Origin of the sequence: Nocardia sp. CC213A, assembly GCF_030766805.1 — a bacterium.
GTDB lineage: Bacteria > Actinomycetota > Actinomycetes > Mycobacteriales > Mycobacteriaceae > Nocardia > Nocardia otitidiscaviarum.
This window is the reverse complement of the sequence record NZ_JASFXA010000015.1, coordinates 181,906-200,953: the sequence shown is the minus strand read 5'-3', so window position 1 is coordinate 200,953 and position 19,048 is coordinate 181,906. Positions and strand designations below refer to the sequence as shown.

Genomic DNA, 19,048 nt, shown 5'->3' with positions numbered 1-19,048 from the left:
CACCAATTCTACCGCTAAATCCATTGCAGCAGAACAGCAATAGCCATGTGATATCGAAATCTTCAGATGGCAAATCACATTTTCGTCGCGGCGCCCACAAACAGCATTCCTCCGAAGTGCTGCTCGATTCGACCTCTGCCGTGCAGACCATTGCGCGCGAGTTCGGCAGCGAATTCTTCTGCTTCGAAGCGGTTTTCGCGCGGATGTACGGTGAATGTCCGCATTACCCAGGTATCGAGAATATGGCGCGGCACCTCCTCGAAAAGAACGGTACCGCCGGGTCGCAGCACCCGGGCCATCTCGGCGATACCCAGTTGCCATTCGGGCACGTGATGGATGATTCCGAAGTCGGCAACGATATCGAAACTCGCCGCAGGCTCCCGGATTTCACAGACATCACCCTCGGAGACGATGACGTTGTCCCGCCCGGACAGTCGATCCCGAGCCAGGTCGACCATCGCGGGGTCGAAGTCGAAGGCAGTCACCCGCTCGGCCCCGAGGCGATCCTGAAGCACTTCGACACCGACGCCGCGCCCACAGCCGACCTCCAGCACGCTGCGACCCGCGAGGTCACCAGCGGCCAGCCGCCGGAACCACGCGGCTTCCCGATGGTGCTGATGCGCGGCTCGCGCCGGGTTGTTCATGGCAACTCGTTCAATGGCATTGAGTTTCATCGGCTTCCCCACCGTCGCCTAACGACTTAGGCAAGCCTAACACCGCACCGGCGACTACCCAATGCGGCCGGGAGAAGTCGGGTTTCGCGTCTCAGGCCAGGGCGAAGGTGAGCATGAGGGAGTTCTGGGCGCCTTCGCGCCACCAGGAGTAGCCGAACCATACGCCGGGGGTTATCTCGCGGATCTCGTCGTAGACCTGAGGCGTGGGCGAGGGGGCGTAGTCGAGGGCCCAGGTCGGCTGGCCGTCGGTGATGGCCGGGGCGGTGTAGACGTTGGCGGGCCAGCCTTCGATGCCCGCGCCGGTGATCCGGTTCATGAGGTAGCCGCCGTCGGGGCCGGTGTAGAAGGTCTTGCCGATCCACACGGCGGGGGTCCACCACTGCATGTCGACCGGGCGTACCACCCAGCCGTTCTTGACGCCCATGGGTACGGCACCGCGGGGAGCGTCGCGGAAGATGGCGTCCTGTTGTTCCGGATTGCAGCGGAACCGTAGCGAATCCACGGTTGCCGCACGGTCGTTCGCGAACACTACGCAACCGCCGCCGTAGTCGGTGTCGGCATGGGCGGCGGGTACGGCCAGGGGGCTAAGCATCAGTGCGGCCGCTGCACCTGCGAGAACGAGAGACCTGAGCATGACAGCCTCCAGGGGATCAACCCCGACCCATCCGCCATGCTAGTTCGCCAATCGTTTGCCAGCAATCCCGTGGCAAGCGTCACCATGCGGGAATACTCGGCACGGGTCTAGTGTCGTACCTGTCGTTACTGACGAAATCTGCAAAGAATGTCAGATTGTGGAAAGGACGTCATGTCCAAGATTCTCTTCGTGATGACCGGGTCGGATCACTGGACTCTCGCGGATGGCAGCAAGCATCCGACGGGGTTCTGGGCCGAGGAGTTCGTGGTGCCCTTCGAGGCGCTGAAGTCCGCCGGTCACGACATCGTGGTCGCCACGCCCGGCGGCGTGGTGCCGCCGGTCGATCGGGGCAGCCTCGCGCCGGACGCCAATGGTGGCCAGGAGGTCGCCGATCATCGGGCCGGGGTGATCCGGGACAGCGCCGAGTTGAACAATCCCGTCCGGCTCGAGGATGTCGAGTTGGCGGGGTTCGACGCGGTGTTCTATCCCGGCGGCCACGGGCCCATGGAGGACCTCGCGGTGAACGCCGATTCCGGCCGACTGCTCACCGCCGCCCTGACATCCGGCATGCCGCTGGCCGTGGTCTGTCACGCGCCCGCCGCGCTGCTGGCCGCCACCGCGACCTCGGGTGACAACGCTTTCGCCGGATACGCGTTGACCGGATTCGCCAATGCCGAGGAGGCGCAGGCCGGGTTCGCAGACAAGGCGCGCTGGCTGCTACAGGATCGGCTGATCGAGATCGGTACGGACTACCGGGCGGGCGACCCCTGGGCACCCCATGTGGTGGTCGATCGTAATCTGATCACCGGACAGAATCCGGCGTCGTCCGCCGGTGTCGCCGAGGAACTATCGAGGAAGTTGGCCTGAATCATGCCCACCGACCGCCTCGACGAGGTCCTCGACGCGACCTACGAGTGCCTGGGGCGCTACGGCGTCAAGCGCACCACCGTCGATGACATCGCCCGCACCATGGGCGTCTCACGGTCGGCGGTCTACCAGTACGTGCGCGGCAAGGACGATGCCGTGCGCCAGCTCGCCCAGCGGCTGCACGCGCGGGCCCTGACGCGGGCACAGGCCGCGGCGGAATCGGATGCGCCTGCCGCACAACGCATTCGCGGGGTGCTCGCGGCCAAACTCGACCTGGTGCTGCGGTTGATCGAGGATTCTCCGCACGCGACCGAACTGATCGACGAGAAGGCGCGGCTGTTCGGCGATATCTGTGTCGACTACACCGCCGAACTGCGTGCCCTGCTGGTGCGTCTGTTCGCCGAGGCGGGGACCGCATCCTCGGTGCCCCCCGAGGCGGCCGCTGATCTGAGTATCGCACTCGTGGTCGGACTCGAGCAGATGCCGCAGCAGGCGCGGCGACTGTTCGATACCGGTGTCACCGCACTGCTCGCCGGCCTGCTCGCCACCTGAACACCCTGAACACTCTCACCCCCCAACACTTTTGGAGCTTTGTCATGTCTTTTTCCAGCCGTGAATGGCATCTCGTCGCCCGTCCCGTCGGCGAGCCGGTGCCCGCCGACTTCTCCCTCGTCACCACCACCGTGCCCGATCCGGGTCCGGGCCAGATCGTGGTGCGCAACGACTTCGTCTCCGTGGACCCCTACATGCGTGGCCGGATGAACGAGGGCGAGTCCTACATCCCGCAGTTCGAGCTGGGTGAGGCGATGACCGGTTCGGCGGTCGGCACCGTGGTGGCCTCGGAGTCGGACGACGTCCCGGTCGGCGCGACCGTGTCGCACTTCCAGGGCTGGCGAGAGTACGCACTGCTCGACGCCGCGCAGGCGCAGGTTGTCGACCCGAATCTCGCTCCGGCACAGGCGTATCTGGGCGTATTGGGTACCACCGGGCTCACCGCGTGGGGTGGTTTGAAGGAGGTCGCCCCGGTGCGCGAGGGCGATGTGGTCTTCATCTCGGGTGCGGCGGGCGCGGTCGGCTCGGTCGCCGGTCAGCTGGCCCGAAAGCTGGGTGCCAGCAAGGTGATCGGCTCGGCGGGCGGGCCGGAGAAGGTGCGCCGCCTCACCGACGAGTTCGGCTACGACGTCGGAATCGACTACCGCGCCGGTGATCTCGTCGAACAACTGCGCAAGGCCGCCCCCGACGGCATCGACGTCTACTTCGACAATGTCGGCGGCGATCATCTCGACGCCGCCCTGGTCACCATGAACCGCTACGGCCGCATCGCCCTGTGCGGCGCGATCTCGGTCTACAACGACACCGAACTGCGCCCCGGCCCCAAACATCTCCCCCTCGCCATCGGCAAGCGCATCACCCTGCGCGGCATGAACGTCAGCGACCACCTGCACCTGGCCCCGGACTTCATCCCCCAGGCCGCCACCTGGCTCGCCGAGGGCACCCTGGCCACCGAGGAGACCGTGGTCGACGGCATCGACAACGCCGTAGACGCCTTCCTCGCCATGATGCGCGGCGCCAATACGGGCAAGATGCTGGTACGCCTGTCCTGACCCTTCGGTTGCGCTGCCCGCCCTACACGGCCCGACACGTGTCGGCGGTGTGCGGGGGCGGGCAGGTCCGATCGTCGCTGCCGGTGAGGTCCTGGGTCCCGCGCCGCTGCCGACGGGATGACGTGCCCGCCGCCGCAATGCTCCCGAAAACACCTTTTCGGGCATACCGTGGAGTTATGCGCACTTCGGTCCATCTGCTGTTGTTCGTGGTCGCCATCGCGATGGGCGTCGGGGCGGTCGGGCCGCTCATCGGGTCGGTTCAGGCGCGTGACGTGCGATTCGAGGATCTGCGCGAGGGCTTCGCGCCGGGTGTCACGCTCGACCAGCTCGCCGAGCAGAACGCGACGCTGTGGTCCTCACTCGCCATCGTGCTGCTCGGTTCGGCCGCCGCGGTGCTGGTGGCCGCGCTGACCGGGTCGCGCGGACTCGCCTGGCTCGGCATCCTCGCCGGGTTGGCCGGTCTCGCGACACTGACCTGGCGGTTGAACGAGCGGTTCGACGATCAACTGCGCGACAGCGCCCGCGACCTGCTCTCCGGCACCTGGGGTCTGTACCTCTTCGGCGGCGGCCTGCTCATCGCATTGTTGGCGGCCCTCGCACCCCGGGAACGCCGGCGGGCGTGACCGACGGGCACGCTAGTCGAGCCGGACCTCGACCGTGACCCGGCCGCGCTCGTCGCGGCGCGCGATGGCGTGCCCGCCGCGTTCCTCCCCGGCCAGGCGCATGGTGATGGGGCCGCCCTCGCCCTGGAAGTTGCGCCACCAGGATTTCTTGTCCGGCATGGCCACGCCGATCTTCAGGACGTCACCCGAGCGCCAGTAGTTGACCGGGGTGCTGAAGGTCTTGCCCGAGCGGCGGCCCACATAGGTGATCTCGGCGAAACCCCGAGCCATGACCGACCCGATCACCGGCATGCGCAGCAGTGCGACCACCGCGCCGTTGACCCCGCCGACCATCTGTCGCGCGACTGCTTTCGGATTCATACGCCCTCCTGATCGAGATCCACGGCCAGCCTAGTGGCCGCGGCACTCATTCACCGAGCGCCGCGACCGCCGTGCGCAGCGATTCGGTGCGATGGTCGAGCCGACCCGCGATCACCCGCACCGCGGCGTCGATATCGTTGCGGGACAGCCGGTCCGAAACCGGAACCCGCGCACCCACCTGCTCGGCGACCGCGACCGCGCGGCCACTTCCCCACACCGTGTCGTAGAGCTGACGGTAGGCGCTGTCGTACACGCCGGTGAACGCGTCGGCGGCGAGAAAACGATCCTGCAGGGGGTTGCCGGTACGCGGCGCGGGTCGGTCGGCGGCCGCGGCGGTGTCCTGTCCGAAGGGTGGGTCGATGGTGTCGTGCGGGCCCGCCGTGGAGTCGTTGATCAGGGCCAGATTGAGGTCCCAGGAGATGACGGAGAACTTCCTGGTCTCCAGGTCCCAGTAGAGGTAGCCGTTGGTGCCCGGTCCGGAGAGATTGTCGAAATTGGCGAGCAGGTTCTGGGTGGCGCTGTAGCGGGCCAGCGATTCGATATCCACCCAATCCCCGAACTCGGCCGTGAAGGTGGCGTCGTCGGCGCGGTCGAGCCAGTGCAGGAGCCTGATGACCGGTTGCAGATCGACGGTGCCGACGGCGTTGATCTGGGTGAACTCCTCGGCGTAGGCCGTCTGGTCGTCACCGCGATACGCGAACTCGGCACCGGAGTGCACCTTGTAGAGCACCCCTTGCCCGGAGCCCAGCCGCGCCGCGTAGTGCTCGTCCGGGTTCTCCAGCACCAGTCTGGTCCGGGTCGGGGCGTCGTTGACCGAGTACACGGCATAGGTGTACCGCTGGGAGGGCTGGCCCGATTCCGCCGTGAGTTCGAGCGCGACGGATTCGTTGAGGCCGGGTGACCCCGGCCGGATGGACAGCTCGGTCATGCCCTGATACGCGCGGCCGGACGCGTGCTCGTCGAAACTGAGCAGCAGCGGCAGACCCGTGGGGTCCTCGGCGCTGAGGCTCGGCACGATATCGGCCGCCCCGCCCCGGGCCTCGTCGGCGGCCGCCGCGTCCGGAACCTCGCCGCGCAGCGATATGAGCGTCGAATTGCCCTTGAGCCGCACGGCCACATCGTCGATCACGGTACCGTCTATGGTGACCGTCGCAGTGGCCCAGTCCTTTTCGCCCTCCTTCTCGAAAGTCTCGATCATGTCCTGATATTCGGCGGGCTCGATGTCGACGTCGATGCGGTGGTCGACCCCGGCGTCGAAGAGGTCGACGGTGCCGTCGATGTCATCGGTGATCGGTGTGCTGGTCACCGCGTAGTCACCGGTCACGTACGGCCGGATGGTGACGGCGCCGAAGACCGTGGCCAGCGTCAGCCCCACGCCGATCAGCGTCGCGGCGATCTTCCAATGCTGTCGAAGGGATCTGGGGAGACGATGCCGCAGCCGGTGTGTCGGACGCGAATGAGCGGGCATCAGATATCGGTCTGGTCGTAGCCGGTGAGGACGGTTACCCGCTGCCCGGCATTGATGCGGCCGAGCTGATCGATCACTTGGGCCGGTGCGATATTCGGCTTCAGCCGGGCGGTGTAGTACAGCTCGGTGAGCGCCCCCGCGCGCACCGACTCGGTGCTGACGAGTTCGAACTCCTGGCACACGCTGATCAGATAGTCCTCGACCACCGCGGTGTATTCCGGTTCCGGTGGCACCTGCACCTTGATAACCTGGCGTCGCACGTCGAGTCGGAACCAGTCGAACCGGTGCATGAGCAGCAGCACCAGGCTCATGGCGACGGTGGCGGCGACGGCCAGCAGGTAGAAGCGGGTGCCGGTGGTCATGCCGATGGCCATCACCAGGAAGATGAACCCGACATCGCGGGTCTCCTTGATGGCGTTGCGGAAACGGATCACCGACAGCGCGCCGACGAGCGCGAAGGCGCGGGCGATATTCGAGCCGACCACCAGCATGATCAGGCTGATGACCATGCCGACCACGATCAGCGTCTGCACATAGGACTGACTGTAGGAGATATTGCGGTGGGTGCGTTTGTAGACCCAACCGATGGTCGCGGACAGTACGAACGACAGCGTCAGCGACACGACGATGTCGAAGAGCGTGAATGTGCCGCTGAGGTCTTGGATTTCGAGATTCACCGGATCTCCTCACGGGTTGCGGGGCGACGACGATCGGCGAACTCGGCCATGTCGTCGAGGGATTGGAAGCGGGAGCGCGGCGCGAGTCCGTATGCCTCGACGCTCTGGCAGTACTTGCTGATCCGGACCACCGACATGTTCAGCCGTGCGGTCAGATCCGAGATCCAGTACGGGATGCGTTCATTGGCCTTGATCTCGACGATGCACAGGTGCGGCGGGATGATGAATCGGTTCTCCGCGCGCAGCCCGAGGTCGAAATCGCGGTCGCGGCCGTGCACTCGGTGGTCGATGGTCGCCCGCAGGCCGAGGTCGGCATCGGCGCCGACGAACGCCTCTCGGGTGTAGCCGGTGGTCACGATGGGCCGCAGCCGCAGCTTCGCGACCAATTCCGTCACCTCGTCCACGAACGCCTGCTCGCGCTCGCTGACCGGGACTTCCAGCATGCCGGAACACAATTCGCGTGCGTGCCGGTAGGACAGCCGGATGCGCCGCTTCTGTGTCACCCGATTGACCCGCTGCTTGATCTCCACGAACGCCTGCGAGTCGTCGGCAATGCGGTCCGGGGCGCCGTACACGCGCAGGCGCAGTTTGCGGCGGAACCGCAGCCCTTCGATCTTCTCCCAGTAGAAGCGCAGGTCACGGGTGTCGTAGTAGAGGCTGGTCACCGGGTAGCCGCCGTGCGGACTGTTGGCGTCGGTGCGCATGCGGGCGCGCAGGGCGGACCGTAGGGCGGGAACGTCGCGTTCGTTCGCCAGATATTTGATCTCGTAGCGGTTGAAGGCGTGCAGTGCGCTGGCGGTCGTGGTCACCGCGGCGGCCGGGTGGTCCGGTGCGCGCGAGAACAGGGTCATGGTCGGTACTCCTCCGACGCCGTCAGCCGATGCTGAACGGCTGGCCGTAGATGGTGATCTTCGACTTCGAACCCGCCTGGTAGGCGGTGACATTGGCGTAGAGCCGGGCTTGGGCGTACCCGGCGCAGCCGGAGATGCCGAACGTCTTGTCCGAATAGGTGAGGCTGGCGCTGGAGCCGTCGAAGGCGTAGTAGCCGACGGTCTCGGTATCGCCGTACTCGTTCTTCTGGGTGATGCTCAGGATCGGGTAACGCCGCACGTCGCCGGGCCCCAGCGTGACCTCCGCCCCCGCGGTCGCGGCGACCGCGGCGGAATCGGAGAGTCGCCCGTCGGCATCGGCGTCGGCCCCCGCGCCGAGGGCCACCTGGCAACCGATGATGTAGCCGACTTCGATGCGGCCGCGATCCATCGCGCCGTCGGCGCTCACCTCGACTCGTCCGGACACCCACACATTGCGGTGCAGCGGCGTCGCGCCCAACGATGGGGAGAGGGTGGCGGAGTCGTCGCCGGTCACGGTGACGACGGTGCCGTCGGCCAGCGGTTCGGAAACCGATACCGGAGGCAGCTCCACGAACTGGTCGGCGTGCGCCGGGGCGGCGGACAGCCACCCGATCGTGCCGGCCACGCCCGCGAGCGCGACGTGGCGGCATGCCCGCCGCCGGGGTCGAGATGTCATCGAAGGTCCTCGCAACAGGGTGGAATCGGCCGGCATGCGCTCAACCGATGCTGAAGGGTTGTCCGTACAGGAATCCGGAGAAACGGTGCGCGCCGTCCGCGGTGGTCACACTGGTCACCGAGCGGGCTTGGGCGTATCCGCCGCATTCGGTGATCTCGATGCCCTGGTCGCGGTAGCGGATGCTGGCCCGGCCGTCCAGCAGGTCGATATCGGTGATCTTCCGGTAGCGAACCTCCCCAGCGCGCAACGGGATCGACAGACCCGCCGACACCGTCGGGGAGCTCAGGTCGATCGACGCGCCGAGGTCACCCTGCAACCCGGTGATGTCGACCTGGCATCCGACGATGTAGCCGACCTCGAGTTCGGCTCCGCTGTCCGCGGGTGCGGTCGCGGTCGCCACGCCCGACACCCATGCGGTGCGGCCGGTGCCGTTCGCGTTGAGAGCGGGCGAGATCACGGCGCGCTCGTCGGCGTTGCCGAAGCGGAAGCCGCCGACCGTGCGCTCCCCTCCGGGAAGATGGACCACCGTATCGGCATGCGCGGGCGTACCGACGAAGGCCGTGGCCGTGACGGCGGCGGCAGTGACGGTCACACGGAGGACGCATCGGGTGTGTCGCGTCCTTCTTCGAGCAGGGCAGGTTCTCACAATGTGTCATCACACCGGGTGAACCTCGGGTGAACGCATGGTTCAGCTGGGAGAAGCCTGTGAGCCGTACGGAAGCATTGCCAGGGCTGGCCGGACAGGTCCTGACTAGGCCCTATCCTGTGCCGAGTGAGCGACAATGGCGCGGCGGCCGGGGCAGTGATCCTGGTCGTCGATGATGAAGCGAATATCCGGGACCTGCTGTCGGCTGCCTTGCGCATGCACGGGTTCCGGGTGGACGCCGCCGCCGACGGCTACTCGGCGCTGACGGCGGCGCGCACCCGACGGCCGGATCTGGTCGTGCTCGACGTCATGCTCCCGGACCTGGACGGGTACGCCGTCGCCCGGCGACTGCGCGAGGGGGGCGACGAGGTGCCGGTGCTGTTCCTGACCGCGCGCGACGCGGTCGCCGATCGCATCGCCGGGCTCAGCGTCGGCGGTGACGACTATGTGACCAAGCCGTTCAGCCTGGAAGAGGTGCTGCTGCGGGTGCACGCCGTCCTGCGACGGACCCGCATTGCCGCCGAACCGGATCGGCTGCTCCGCTACGCCGACCTGACCGTGGATGCGGCCGCCCACTCGGTACATCGCGGTGGCATCGAGATCACCTTGTCCGCAACGGAATTCAGCCTGCTGCATTATCTGGTGAGCAATGCCGGGAGAGTGGTCGGCAAACAGCAGATCCTGAATCGGGTATGGGGTGGCGGCGACCGGGACGGCCGGGTCGTCGAGACGTTCATCAGCCAATTGCGGCGCAAGATCGATGCGCACGGTCCGCCGCTCATCCACACGCTGCGCGGTGTCGGCTACACGCTGCGGAGTGCCGACGGACGCGATTCGTGATCGGCCGCCGCTGGACCCTGCGCTTCCGGCTGCTGCTGGCGGTGGTCCTGGTCGCGGCCACCGGTGTGGCGGCTTTCGGGGTGATCGCCGTCGTCCTGCTGGAGCGAGCCCAGCGGGACCGCATCGACACCCAGCTCGCCCTGGTGGTGGCCGACCTGGCCGGGCCGGATCGGCCGAATCCGCCGCCCGACACGGGCAGCGGCGTGCAGGTGCCGTCCGACTTCCGGATCGTGTTCTTCGAGCCGGACGGCACCCAGGTCGCGCGACTCGGTGCACCCGACGCGACGGCCACCATGCCGGCGCTGCCGGCCATGGACGACCGCTCGGTCCGCGAACGCGGAGACGCGCCGTTCACCGTCGCGGATCAGCGCACCGACACCCGCTGGCGAGTCCGGACGGCCGTACAGGACCCGACCCCGGCACGGACCGAAGGCGGCACACTCGCCGTCGCGCTCTCGCTGCGCACCGCCGAATCCACCACGGCCCGGCTGCGCACCATCGAACTCGTCACCGGGACGACGCTGCTCGTGCTGCTGCTGGGCATCGCGGCCGTCTCGGTGCGCGTGGGTCTGCGACCGCTGACCCGGATCGAACGCACCGCTCGGGCCATCGCCGACGGCGACCTGGATCGCCGGGTCGCGGACACCGACCCGCACACCGAGGTGGGCCGCCTCGGCACGACCTTCAACACCATGCTCACCCGGCTCGACACCACCATGCGTCGGCTCACCGAATCCGAGCAGCGGATGCGTGCCTTCGTCGCCGACGCCTCCCATGAACTGCGCACACCGCTCACCTCCATCCGCGGATTCGCCGAACTGCACCGCCACGGCACCCCCGACGTGGCGCAGACCGCGGACATGATGCGCCGCATCGAAGCCGAGGCCGTCCGGATGAGTGCGATGGTCGACGATCTGCTGCTGCTCGCGCAGTTCGACGAGGAGCGCCCGCTGGACCTCACCGACGTCGACCTGACCGCGCTGGCGCACGACGTCGTGTGCACGACCCGGGCCCGTGCCCCCGAACGGCGCCTGGAGCTGCTCGCGCCGCCGGACCACCGGCACGTCACCGGCGACGCGCACCGGCTGCGTCGGGTCCTGGTCAACCTCGTCGGCAACGCGCTCACCCACACGCCGCCCGACACCCGGGTGACCGTCGTGATCGCCGACGAGCCCGACTCGCTCGTCCCCGACGCACCACTCGTCGCCGAAGCCGGAGCCGCGTCGCCACCCCGCCCCCGGCTGATCGTCGAGGTCCGCGATGATGGCCCGGGAATCGCCGCCGGACGGGCCGCCCACGTCTTCGACCGTTTCTACCGCGCCGATCCCGCGCGGTCCGGAACCGGTGGCACGGGACTGGGATTGGCGATCGTGGCCGCCATCCTGTCCGCGCACGACGCCGGTGTCCAGCTGTACACCGCACCGGGAGCGGGCACCGTCTTCCGTGTTCTCGTCCCGACGGCCGCCGCCCAGCGGCGCGGATGACCACAGGTCCGCTCGGTCGGGAGCTGCTCCTCGAACTGCGGTGCCGTGCTGGATCCCGCGCGCACCGCCTTCGCCGTGTCGGCGGCCGTGGTCCGATTCGCCGCTCACGGCGACGGACGCACGCGCCCCCGGCGTCGCACCGACCGATTGCGTCCGCGACTCAGCGCGGGGTGCCGCTCACCGGCGCCTCGCGCGGGCGGGCGACCGGCGGACGCGCCAGCGGCGACCGCTCGAGCGAGGGTGCCGCGGCCGCGTCGACCTCGACCGGGGGCGGCCGCCGGTACACCATGCGGGTCTCGGTGACCTCCTGCCGACCGTGCGGCAGGGGTTGCCCCTCGGCGTCGAGATTGACGAACACGATCCTGTCGATGGTGAGCACCGGCTGTCCGGTGACCTTGTTGCGGACCTCGCAGCCCAGCGTGATCGAGGTGCGGCCGAAGTCGCGCACCACCACGCCGAGTTCGATCACGTCGCCGAGCCGCACCGGATTGATGAACTCGATCTCGGAGATGTACTTGGTCACCAATCGGGAATTGTCCAGTTGACCGGCGGCGTAGATGGCCGCTTCCTCGTCCAGCCAGGCCAGCAGGGTGCCGCCGAACAGCGAGCCGTTGGGGTTGAGGTCCTGCGGTTTGATCCAGCGACGGGTATGGAAGATCATCTCGTACCGTCCTCGTGATCCGGGGGTGGAATCGATCGGTACCGCGATCGCGAGCCTACCTCCGCCCGCCTCCACTCCGCCGGATTTCGATCTTGAATTGTGATTCCGCCGGGCCGCGCCGCTATCGGTGGTCGGCACGGGGACAAACCGGGGTCGCCGACATCACGTGCCCGACATTTCGGTGCCGAAAGTCCTCGCGGCAGGTTGCTTTCTCACCGGTTGCCGCACCGGCGGCCGGAGGATCCTCGAGGGATGAGCACGACGTCGCGCTGTGGCTCCGGCCGCCCCCGCCCCGCATCCGCGAGACGGGTCCGCGTGCTCCTGGTCGACAAGGAGCGTGCGGTCCGACGTGCGGTGCGCGACCTGCTCGACCTCGACCCCGCGGTATCGGTGGCGGGTGAGGCCGCCACCCTGGCCAAGGGCCGGCTGCTCATCGCCGAGCTGCGACCCGATGTCGTGATCCTCGAACCGCAGCTGCCGGACGGGGACGGGCTGGAGTTGTGCCGCAGTGTCCCGGCCGATGCCGCCACCCGCTTCCTCATCCTGACCTCCGATGTCAGCGCGGGCGCCATGCTCGACGCCGTCGGTGCGGGTGCGGCCGGTTATATCGTCAAGGATCTCACCGGCCTGGCGCTCGCCGACTCGGTGAAGGCCGTGGCCGCGGGCGAGTCCTATCTGGACGGCCACGCGACCCCGGTGCTGATGCGGGAGTTCCGTCGCCGCGCGCTCGCCGAGCGTTAACGAGCGGCCCGTCGCGTCCGGTCGCGGTGCCAGCGCGCGATGGTCCGTCCGACCTCGGTCTGCGGCGGCTCGTGGTAGAGCCATTCGCGGGCGAGCCGATGCCAATTGCTGGTCGCCTCCAGCCGTCCGAGCACGGCACAGGTCCACAGATCCGTGCGGCGGGAGAACACGTGTTCGCGCGGCAGCGATTGCTGTCGCATGCCTCGGAACTCGGACATTCGGGGGTCGATGGCGCACACCACCGCACCGGTGGCGCACTCCGGGGTGATGGTGATGTCCTCGTCGAGCAGATGCCATCCGGCGGCGGCCCACACGTAGTCGAGGCATTCCCGCGCACTGACTCCCGCATCCGGGGCGATGATGCCGCGGTCGACCCAGTGCCGGTACAGATCCTCGGCGCGCTGTTCGGCCGCGGCGCGCATTCCGGTGCGCTCGAATTCCACGTCGACCGGATTCATGTGGTGGTAGAGACCGAAGTCGACGAATCCGAGCCGACCGTCCGAATGCAGCAGGATATTGCCCGGATGCGGATCACCGCAGAACTCGTAGTCGGAGAACAGCGACGTGATGTAGAAGCGGTAGATCAGCTCGCCGATACGGTCCCGGTCGCGGGCGGGCAGGGAGCGAATGTGCTCGAAGGACTTTCCGTCGAGGAATTCGGTGACGAGCACGTTGTGGGTGCAGTATTCGGCGATGCTGTCCGGAACGGTGATGAGCGGGTGGTCGCGATATCGCGACGCGACGCGATGCTGGTTGCGCGCCTCCCGCAGGTAGTCGAGTTCCCCGCCGATATTCCGGCTGATCTCGTCCAGTACCGAAGCGTCACCCGCGCTGGGCAATACGGCGTGCAGCAGCCCGCTGATCATGCCGAGATTGCGCATATCGGCGGCCACCGCCCGATCCACATCGGGATACTTCACCTTCACCGCGACCGTGCGGCCGTCGCGCAGCCGCGCCCGATACACCTGGCCGATCGAGGCCGCGGCGATCGGCTCCTCGTCGAAGTCGGCGAAAACCCGCGACAGCGGTCCGAGACCGTCCTCGACGACCGCGCGCATCTGCGCGAATCCGACCACCGGCGCCCGGTCCTGAAGTTCGGCGAGTTTGTGCCGGAACAGTTCCCGATGGGATTCCGGGACGAGATCCAGATCGAGCACCGACAGCATCTGCCCCACTTTCATGGCCGCGCCCTTCATGGTGCCCAGCACGGCGACCAGTTGCTGCGCGGCTTGTAATGTGGAGCGCTCCGCGAGGATTCGTCGCGCCTCGTCGGGACGCCCGATCATGGACAGCCTGGTGCCGATGCCGCGCATCGCCTGCCCCGCGGCCAGTCGACCCAGTCGAGTTCCCCGCTCCAGCCGCCCCGAAGGCACTCGACCGGCCATTGCGCGCACCTCCCTGTGCCACGTGTGGCGCATCAACATACCGCACCGCAGTGATCTGGAACACCCTAAGATGAGCAAAGCTCGACTTTCACCGCACGACAGGAGATCGCGAGGATGACGAAAGCCGTCAGACAGCGCCGTCGTCCGACCCAGGAGCGTGCGAAGGCGACCAGGGAACACATTCTCGACACCGCCGCACGCCTGTTCGGTGAACGCGGAATCGCCGATACCTCCACGAATCGGATCGCCGCCGAGGCCGGGGTGAGCATCGGCACCCTGTACCGGTATTTCTCCGATCGCTCCGTGATCGTGGACGAGTTGCTGGGGCGGCTGCTGGAGAGCTCGGAACGTCGCTTCACCCAGTGGGTTTCCGAGATATCGCGCGAACGGATCAACTCGACATTCGTCGACGCGCTGCCGGAATTGATCACCGAACTGCTGGAGGTGTTCACCGAGGAGCTGGTGGCCAATGCGAAACTGGTGCGCGCCCTGGTGGCCGGAGTGCAGTTCTACAGCAGCGGTCTCCCGGAATTCGAACCGCGGCTGCGCCTGCTGGTCAAGGTGCTGCTGATCCAACTGCTCGGCCCGGGTGACGATCACCGGTACGACGTCATGACCTTCGTACTGATCAACACCGGGTTCGCGGGCGTACTGCGGGCCTCGGCGCTGGATGTCGACGGGGAGGCCCGCCGCGAGGCCATCGCCTCGACCGCGCGCATGATCAGCGCGTGGATGGAATCCGAGCAGCGCGCCGCTCGAACCGTCTCGGCCACAACGACTCCCGTGGTCGACGGCGTCGGTGCGGCCAACTGACGGCACCGACGCGGGACGCGCCCACCGGGGGTCAGCTCCCGGTGGGCCTGTTCGAGTCGGCCGTCAGAGCGATCCGCCGCCGCCCACCAGCCAGGGGTTGAAGTCGCACACCAGCTCCGGGAACCGCACCGGGTCGAGCGCCCGCAGCGCGATGGACAGCGACCGCGGCGAGTACATCATGGTGAGATGATCCGACAGGTCCTGTTCGCAGCCGTCCTGCAGCAGGATGTTGTCGACCCGCGCACCGGGTCCCGGCCGCAGGAAGGTCAGATCGTACGGATTGGTGATCTCGTCGTAGCGGGTGGCCACGATGGTGTACTCGATGCCGGGAACGGTATCGCCGTCGGCGTTCAGCCGATTCACGAAGTCCGAGCCGATGGTCTGCTGGATTCCGGCGTGCCCCACGAATATCTCGACGAGGCCGAGCACATCGATCCCGAGATTGTTGATGGCGCGTCCGAGCGCGCCGATCCCGACCAGCGAGGTGCCGTGATGCGTCGCGCCGTAGGTGATCAGGTCGTGGACCTTCGCCGCGCCGCCCTCGAACTTGGTGTACCAGTTCGCCATCGAGCCGCCCTGGGAGTGCGCCACGATATCGACCTGCTCGGCGCCGGTGGCCGCCAGCACCCGATCGACGAAGGCCGCCAACTGCTTTGCCGAGTCCTGGATGTAGCCGGTGCCCATGACGCCGGGCAGCACCGATCCGAGTCCGCCGCCCTCGATGAGATTCGAGCGCCCGTAATTCAAGGTGAAGGTGCAGAATCCGGCGTCCTTGATGGGCTGGCCCATGTACGCGAATCCGTTGTAGGCGTTCATCCAGGTGCCGTGCACCAGCAGCACCGGCCGCGGATGCTCGGCGGTGGGCTTGCAGTTCCAGTCGTTCGCGCCCGGCGGCGCGACATCCGGATTGAGCAGGCCGTGGCCGAAGGCCGCGACCCAGGAGGTCATGGCCGGGCCGTGACCCACGGTATCGGAGGCGTATCCGCCCGCCGAGCCGGAGCTCGATCCGGAACCGCCGTAGCAGTCGCCGGAGCCGTTGCCCGACCCCGCGCCGCTGCCCGAGGTGCACGCCGACCCGGAGCCCGCACTGCCCGAGTCGACGATCGGCCGCGCGGCTGGATCTTTCAGCCCCGCACCGATGATGTCGGCCAACTGCTGTTCGGTCGGGGCGGATTCCGGGTCGGCGTGCACGGTCGGTCCGGCGAATCCGATGGCCAGTATCGAGACTCCGGTCATGACCGCCGCCATGACCGTCCTGCGGCGGGTACTTCGTCTCATTTCGCGCCTTCCTGTAGCCCGCTGGTGATTCCGGTTCCGCGACCGGCGACGAAATGCCGGGCGCCGAAACCGCGTTCACGCTAGGCCGGAAAAGATTCCGTTCGACGCGACCGGAACGAACTCTGACAAACCTCACCAATCCGATTTCGGTCTCTCGGTGAGATCTCCAGGAATGGCGTCGAATTACCCATCGCCGTGACATCCGGCCGAATCATCGACAGACCGACCGTAGTTCCACACGGCCACCGCGTGATTCTGGAGTCACCATGCGCGACCTACCCGTTCTACTGCACTACGGCCCGCTGCCGTAGCCGTGCCCGATTCGAAAGGGAGACAACATGTCGAACACCGTGGCCAGGGCGGCCGGGCAGGCCAGGGCGCTGGTCGGGCATCACTATCGCTGCGCGGAACCGTTCCGGGTGGAGCGCACTCGGATTCGGGAGTTCGCCCGGGCCGTTCAGGCGTATCACCCGGCGCACTGGCGAGAGGCCGCGGCGGCGCGATTGGGTTTCGACGCCGTGGTGGCGCCGCCGTCCTTCGCGGCGCTGATCTGGCAGCAGGCCCGACGTGAGATCCTGCGGACGCTGATCACCGGATATCGGCTCGACCGGATCGTGCACGTGGATCAAACGCTGGAGATCGGCCGTCCCCTGCTCGCGGGTGACGTACTCACCTGCGACATCTATTTCGAGTCGTTCCGGCAATTCCACGACTTCGACGTGATCACCATCAACGGGGTGCTCACCGACCAGCACGGAATGCCGGTTCAGACCGGATCGACCGCCCTGCTCGCCCGCACCGCACCGCCCGAAGGTCCGCGTTCGTCGGTGCGTACGCGAGCCGGATCGGACCGGGAACCCTCCCTCGCCCCCGTGCGACGCCTCCGGCGACCGCGGACCCGCGTCGACCTGGACCGGTTGACCGTCGACACCGATCTCCCCACCGCCGGCACCACGCTGACCCGCCGCGATCTGGCCACCTACGCGCGCGCCGTCGGGGATGTCGATATGCCGGAGTGTGCCGCCTCCGCCGGGCAGCCGGTGGTCGTCGCACCCGGCATCCTCGTGCTGGCGCTCACCGCCGGGTACCTCACCTCGTGGACCGGCGACCCCGCCGCCGTGACCACCTACCGCGCCGAATTCGCCAACCAGGTCCACTATCTGGCGGTGCCGCGGGCCGACGCGGTCGATATCGAGTTCAGCGGGCGGGTCGTCGCCTGCGACCGTAGCCGCCGCACCGCCACCGTCTCGCTCAATGCGATATCGCAGGGCCGCAGGCTCTTCGGCTATGCGAGTGCGGAGGTGCGCTTTCCGCCCCCGGCGGCCCGTCACACGACTATCGAATTCACTCCGTGAAAGAGCGGGCGATGATCGCCGAACGTAACTGCCACAGACCCGAAGTCACCGTCGGATCCAATCCGGTCAGCTGCCCGATGCGGCGCAGTCGATAGTCCACCGTATTGGTGTGGATATGCAACTCGCGGGCGGTGCGCTGGCGATTGAGGTTGTTGGCGATATGGCTCAGCAGGGTGTCGAGCAGTTCGGGATGCGAATCGAGTGGATCCAGCAGTGAGCCGAGGGCCTCGCGGCCCGGCCCCGGCCGCGTCAGCTGATATTCCAGTGCCATATCGGTGAATCGGTACAGGCCCGGAACGCAATGGAGCCGCTGCACCATGTCGAGCACCTCGTGGGCGCGATCGGCCGCACCAGGCACATCGTCGACGGCGGCGGTGACCACGGCCGCGGTCACCGGCACCCGCGCGGCGGCCGACAGGTGCTCGAGCAGTTCGTCGAGATGCTCGTCGCGGCGGCCCACCGTCGGCAGCAGGATCGTGCCGCCGTCCACGCTGAGCAGCGCGAGTGCGTCCTCACCGCAGCGGGCGCCGAGTTCGGTCTGTAGCCGCCGGAGTTTGCGCCGGGCGACGACCTTACCGTCGAGCATCGGGTGCCGTTCGTCCGGATGCATCGGAATATCCAGCGCCAGTACGAAATACGCTTCCGCGATGGCGATCCCGCACTCCCGGGCCATGGTCGAGGTCGGGCAGCCCGCCAGCAGGGCCGAGGTCAGGGTGTGCACGGCGGTGTGATGTTCGCTGACGGCCGCCCGATGTTCGCGCACGTAGGCACGGGCGACCGTCGCGTTCATGGTGTCCAGCATCTCCACCACCAATTTCGCACCGCCCACGAGATTGTCGTAGTCGTTGGCCGTCGCATTCGACAGCACCAGATCCATTCCGACCTTGAATCCCTCGTGGATGGCGTGCAGGATCGTGTCGATCGGCACGCCTTCGCGCGCCCAGCCCGCCGCCGCGGCGGCCAGCCGGTCGGTCTTCGCCGGGATGTCCTGCCCGTCCAGCATGCTGACCGACAGCCGTAGGCAGAACCTGGTGATCGTGGTGACATCCCCGGCGATGATGTCGCCGGGCAGGGTGCCGCAGGGGATCACGTTGTCGACGAAGTGTCCGACCAGCCGCCGGGACACGGCGCGCACGTCCTGCAGTGGGGAGGACATGGGTTTGCCCGAGAGGGTGAGTCCCGCCCGGAGTGCCTCGTGGGATGTCATCGTCGACTCCTTTCCGCCCAGGTGCTGCGGTCCTTTCGGCCGATGATCGAAGCCTAAAGTGAAAAAGCGCTCACCTTCTACTCCCCTTTCGCGCCGCGGCCCCGGTGCCGGCGCGCCCGGGGAACGACCAGCCACCTTGTCGACAGAATCGGACTTTCGACCAGTTCGAGACGGCACCACCTGTAGACGGGCGCTCACTTTTCG

General features: G+C 67.6%; 21 protein-coding genes. 9 read left to right on the top strand and 12 right to left on the bottom strand.

Annotated elements, in window-relative coordinates; genetic code table 11:
- Positions 1–74 precede the first annotated feature (74 nt).
- Together QJS31_RS25900 and QJS31_RS25895 are read right to left on the bottom strand one after the other, a co-directional pair.
- Positions 75–674 carry a bifunctional 2-polyprenyl-6-hydroxyphenol methylase/3-demethylubiquinol 3-O-methyltransferase UbiG gene (locus tag QJS31_RS25900; protein WP_306357955.1) on the bottom strand — a complete coding sequence of 200 codons (600 nt, stop codon included), beginning with the start codon at positions 672–674 and terminating at the stop codon, positions 75–77.
- 91 nt (positions 675–765) lie between these two features.
- Positions 766–1,266, bottom strand: coding sequence for a hypothetical protein (locus QJS31_RS25895; RefSeq protein WP_306357954.1), 501 nt, complete (start codon positions 1,264–1,266; stop codon positions 766–768).
- A 213-nt stretch (positions 1,267–1,479) separates the two neighbouring features.
- On the opposite strand from QJS31_RS25895, the gene QJS31_RS25890 reads away from it, so the two are divergent.
- The 4 genes from QJS31_RS25890 (at position 1,480) to QJS31_RS25875 (ending at position 4,402) form a co-directional block, all read left to right on the top strand.
- The gene (locus QJS31_RS25890; protein WP_282782702.1) at positions 1,480–2,175 is read left to right on the top strand and encodes a type 1 glutamine amidotransferase domain-containing protein; all 696 of its coding nucleotides are present in this window, start codon (positions 1,480–1,482) and stop codon (positions 2,173–2,175) included.
- Between the two features lie 3 nt (positions 2,176–2,178).
- Entirely contained in the window at positions 2,179–2,727 is a 549-nt protein-coding gene (locus tag QJS31_RS25885; RefSeq protein WP_306357953.1) for a TetR/AcrR family transcriptional regulator, read from the top strand.
- A gap of 44 nt (positions 2,728–2,771) precedes the next feature.
- The gene (locus QJS31_RS25880; RefSeq protein ID WP_282782706.1) at positions 2,772–3,779 is read left to right on the top strand and encodes an NADP-dependent oxidoreductase; all 1,008 of its coding nucleotides are present in this window, start codon (positions 2,772–2,774) and stop codon (positions 3,777–3,779) included.
- 176 nt (positions 3,780–3,955) lie between these two features.
- Positions 3,956–4,402 (top strand): hypothetical protein, encoded by a 447-nt coding sequence (locus QJS31_RS25875; protein WP_039815689.1) that lies wholly within the window; start codon positions 3,956–3,958, stop codon positions 4,400–4,402.
- Positions 4,403–4,414: 12 nt separating this feature from the next.
- Here the strand turns inward: QJS31_RS25875 and QJS31_RS25870 are convergent, their stop codons facing one another.
- The 6 genes from QJS31_RS25870 to QJS31_RS25845 form a co-directional block, all read right to left on the bottom strand.
- On the bottom strand, positions 4,415–4,762 hold the full coding sequence (locus tag QJS31_RS25870; RefSeq protein WP_282782709.1) for a hypothetical protein: 348 nt from the start codon (positions 4,760–4,762) through the stop codon (positions 4,415–4,417).
- A 46-nt stretch (positions 4,763–4,808) separates the two neighbouring features.
- Entirely contained in the window at positions 4,809–6,137 is a 1,329-nt protein-coding gene (locus tag QJS31_RS25865) for a CotH kinase family protein (protein WP_306357952.1), read from the bottom strand.
- A 92-nt stretch (positions 6,138–6,229) separates the two neighbouring features.
- On the bottom strand, positions 6,230–6,907 hold the full coding sequence (locus tag QJS31_RS25860; RefSeq protein ID WP_282782713.1) for a DUF4956 domain-containing protein: 678 nt from the start codon (positions 6,905–6,907) through the stop codon (positions 6,230–6,232).
- Positions 6,904–7,758 carry a polyphosphate polymerase domain-containing protein gene (locus tag QJS31_RS25855; protein ID WP_306357951.1) on the bottom strand — a complete coding sequence of 285 codons (855 nt, stop codon included), beginning with the start codon at positions 7,756–7,758 and terminating at the stop codon, positions 6,904–6,906. The genes QJS31_RS25860 and QJS31_RS25855 overlap by 4 nt, the downstream gene beginning before the upstream one ends.
- A 22-nt stretch (positions 7,759–7,780) precedes the next feature.
- Complete coding sequence (locus tag QJS31_RS25850) at positions 7,781–8,434, bottom strand: MspA family porin (RefSeq protein ID WP_282782716.1); 654 nt, start codon at positions 8,432–8,434, stop codon at positions 7,781–7,783.
- A 40-nt stretch (positions 8,435–8,474) separates the two neighbouring features.
- Positions 8,475–9,026, bottom strand: a complete 552-nt coding sequence (locus tag QJS31_RS25845; RefSeq protein WP_282782717.1) for an MspA family porin — start codon at positions 9,024–9,026, stop codon at positions 8,475–8,477.
- Between the two features lie 180 nt (positions 9,027–9,206).
- On the opposite strand from QJS31_RS25845, the gene QJS31_RS25840 reads away from it, so the two are divergent.
- Both QJS31_RS25840 and QJS31_RS25835 read left to right on the top strand, forming a co-directional pair.
- Entirely contained in the window at positions 9,207–9,920 is a 714-nt protein-coding gene (locus QJS31_RS25840; protein WP_306357950.1) for a response regulator transcription factor, read from the top strand.
- Positions 9,917–11,404 (top strand): cell wall metabolism sensor histidine kinase WalK, encoded by a 1,488-nt coding sequence (locus QJS31_RS25835; protein WP_306357949.1) that lies wholly within the window; start codon positions 9,917–9,919, stop codon positions 11,402–11,404. The genes QJS31_RS25840 and QJS31_RS25835 overlap by 4 nt, the downstream gene beginning before the upstream one ends.
- A gap of 160 nt (positions 11,405–11,564) precedes the next feature.
- On the opposite strand, the gene QJS31_RS25830 is transcribed toward QJS31_RS25835, so the two are convergent.
- The gene (locus tag QJS31_RS25830) at positions 11,565–12,065 is read right to left on the bottom strand and encodes an acyl-CoA thioesterase (RefSeq protein ID WP_306357948.1); all 501 of its coding nucleotides are present in this window, start codon (positions 12,063–12,065) and stop codon (positions 11,565–11,567) included.
- A gap of 252 nt (positions 12,066–12,317) precedes the next feature.
- On the opposite strand from QJS31_RS25830, the gene QJS31_RS25825 reads away from it, so the two are divergent.
- On the top strand, positions 12,318–12,806 hold the full coding sequence (locus tag QJS31_RS25825; RefSeq protein WP_306357947.1) for a response regulator transcription factor: 489 nt from the start codon (positions 12,318–12,320) through the stop codon (positions 12,804–12,806).
- On the opposite strand, the gene QJS31_RS25820 is transcribed toward QJS31_RS25825, so the two are convergent.
- A complete protein-coding gene (locus QJS31_RS25820; RefSeq protein WP_306357946.1) occupies positions 12,803–14,191 on the bottom strand; it encodes an AarF/ABC1/UbiB kinase family protein in 1,389 nt (462 codons plus the stop codon). The genes QJS31_RS25825 and QJS31_RS25820 overlap by 4 nt on opposite strands.
- A gap of 114 nt (positions 14,192–14,305) precedes the next feature.
- On the opposite strand from QJS31_RS25820, the gene QJS31_RS25815 reads away from it, so the two are divergent.
- Positions 14,306–15,004 carry a TetR/AcrR family transcriptional regulator gene (locus QJS31_RS25815; RefSeq protein ID WP_282786010.1) on the top strand — a complete coding sequence of 233 codons (699 nt, stop codon included), beginning with the start codon at positions 14,306–14,308 and terminating at the stop codon, positions 15,002–15,004.
- Positions 15,005–15,067: 63 nt separating this feature from the next.
- Here QJS31_RS25815 and QJS31_RS25810 read toward each other — a convergent pair whose 3' ends face one another.
- Positions 15,068–16,282 carry a triacylglycerol lipase gene (locus tag QJS31_RS25810; RefSeq protein WP_306357945.1) on the bottom strand — a complete coding sequence of 405 codons (1,215 nt, stop codon included), beginning with the start codon at positions 16,280–16,282 and terminating at the stop codon, positions 15,068–15,070.
- 338 nt (positions 16,283–16,620) lie between these two features.
- On the opposite strand from QJS31_RS25810, the gene QJS31_RS25805 reads away from it, so the two are divergent.
- Complete coding sequence (locus QJS31_RS25805) at positions 16,621–17,637, top strand: MaoC family dehydratase N-terminal domain-containing protein (RefSeq protein WP_306357944.1); 1,017 nt, start codon at positions 16,621–16,623, stop codon at positions 17,635–17,637.
- On the opposite strand, the gene QJS31_RS25800 is transcribed toward QJS31_RS25805, so the two are convergent.
- Positions 17,627–18,844: a CdaR family transcriptional regulator gene (locus tag QJS31_RS25800; protein ID WP_282781522.1), complete on the bottom strand. Its 1,218-nt coding sequence runs from the start codon at positions 18,842–18,844 to the stop codon at positions 17,627–17,629. The two genes, QJS31_RS25805 and QJS31_RS25800, sit on opposite strands and share 11 nt — an antisense overlap.
- Positions 18,845–19,048: the final 204 nt, after the last annotated feature.

Coding starts and splice junctions, on each gene's coding strand:
- QJS31_RS25815 (WP_282786010.1), top strand. CDS start 14,306: ATGACGAAAGCCGTCAGACAGCGCCGTCGTCCGACCCAGGAGCGTGCG.
- QJS31_RS25875 (WP_039815689.1), top strand. CDS start 3,956: ATGCGCACTTCGGTCCATCTGCTGTTGTTCGTGGTCGCCATCGCGATG.
- QJS31_RS25825 (WP_306357947.1), top strand. CDS start 12,318: ATGAGCACGACGTCGCGCTGTGGCTCCGGCCGCCCCCGCCCCGCATCC.
- QJS31_RS25870 (WP_282782709.1), bottom strand. CDS start 4,762: ATGAATCCGAAAGCAGTCGCGCGACAGATGGTCGGCGGGGTCAACGGC.
- QJS31_RS25810 (WP_306357945.1), bottom strand. CDS start 16,282: ATGAGACGAAGTACCCGCCGCAGGACGGTCATGGCGGCGGTCATGACC.
- QJS31_RS25900 (WP_306357955.1), bottom strand. CDS start 674: ATGAAACTCAATGCCATTGAACGAGTTGCCATGAACAACCCGGCGCGA.
- QJS31_RS25800 (WP_282781522.1), bottom strand. CDS start 18,844: ATGACATCCCACGAGGCACTCCGGGCGGGACTCACCCTCTCGGGCAAA.
- QJS31_RS25890 (WP_282782702.1), top strand. CDS start 1,480: ATGTCCAAGATTCTCTTCGTGATGACCGGGTCGGATCACTGGACTCTC.
- QJS31_RS25855 (WP_306357951.1), bottom strand. CDS start 7,758: ATGACCCTGTTCTCGCGCGCACCGGACCACCCGGCCGCCGCGGTGACC.
- QJS31_RS25895 (WP_306357954.1), bottom strand. CDS start 1,266: ATGCTTAGCCCCCTGGCCGTACCCGCCGCCCATGCCGACACCGACTAC.
- QJS31_RS25805 (WP_306357944.1), top strand. CDS start 16,621: ATGTCGAACACCGTGGCCAGGGCGGCCGGGCAGGCCAGGGCGCTGGTC.
- QJS31_RS25880 (WP_282782706.1), top strand. CDS start 2,772: ATGTCTTTTTCCAGCCGTGAATGGCATCTCGTCGCCCGTCCCGTCGGC.
- QJS31_RS25820 (WP_306357946.1), bottom strand. CDS start 14,191: ATGGCCGGTCGAGTGCCTTCGGGGCGGCTGGAGCGGGGAACTCGACTG.
- QJS31_RS25850 (WP_282782716.1), bottom strand. CDS start 8,434: ATGACATCTCGACCCCGGCGGCGGGCATGCCGCCACGTCGCGCTCGCG.
- QJS31_RS25830 (WP_306357948.1), bottom strand. CDS start 12,065: ATGATCTTCCATACCCGTCGCTGGATCAAACCGCAGGACCTCAACCCC.
- QJS31_RS25885 (WP_306357953.1), top strand. CDS start 2,179: ATGCCCACCGACCGCCTCGACGAGGTCCTCGACGCGACCTACGAGTGC.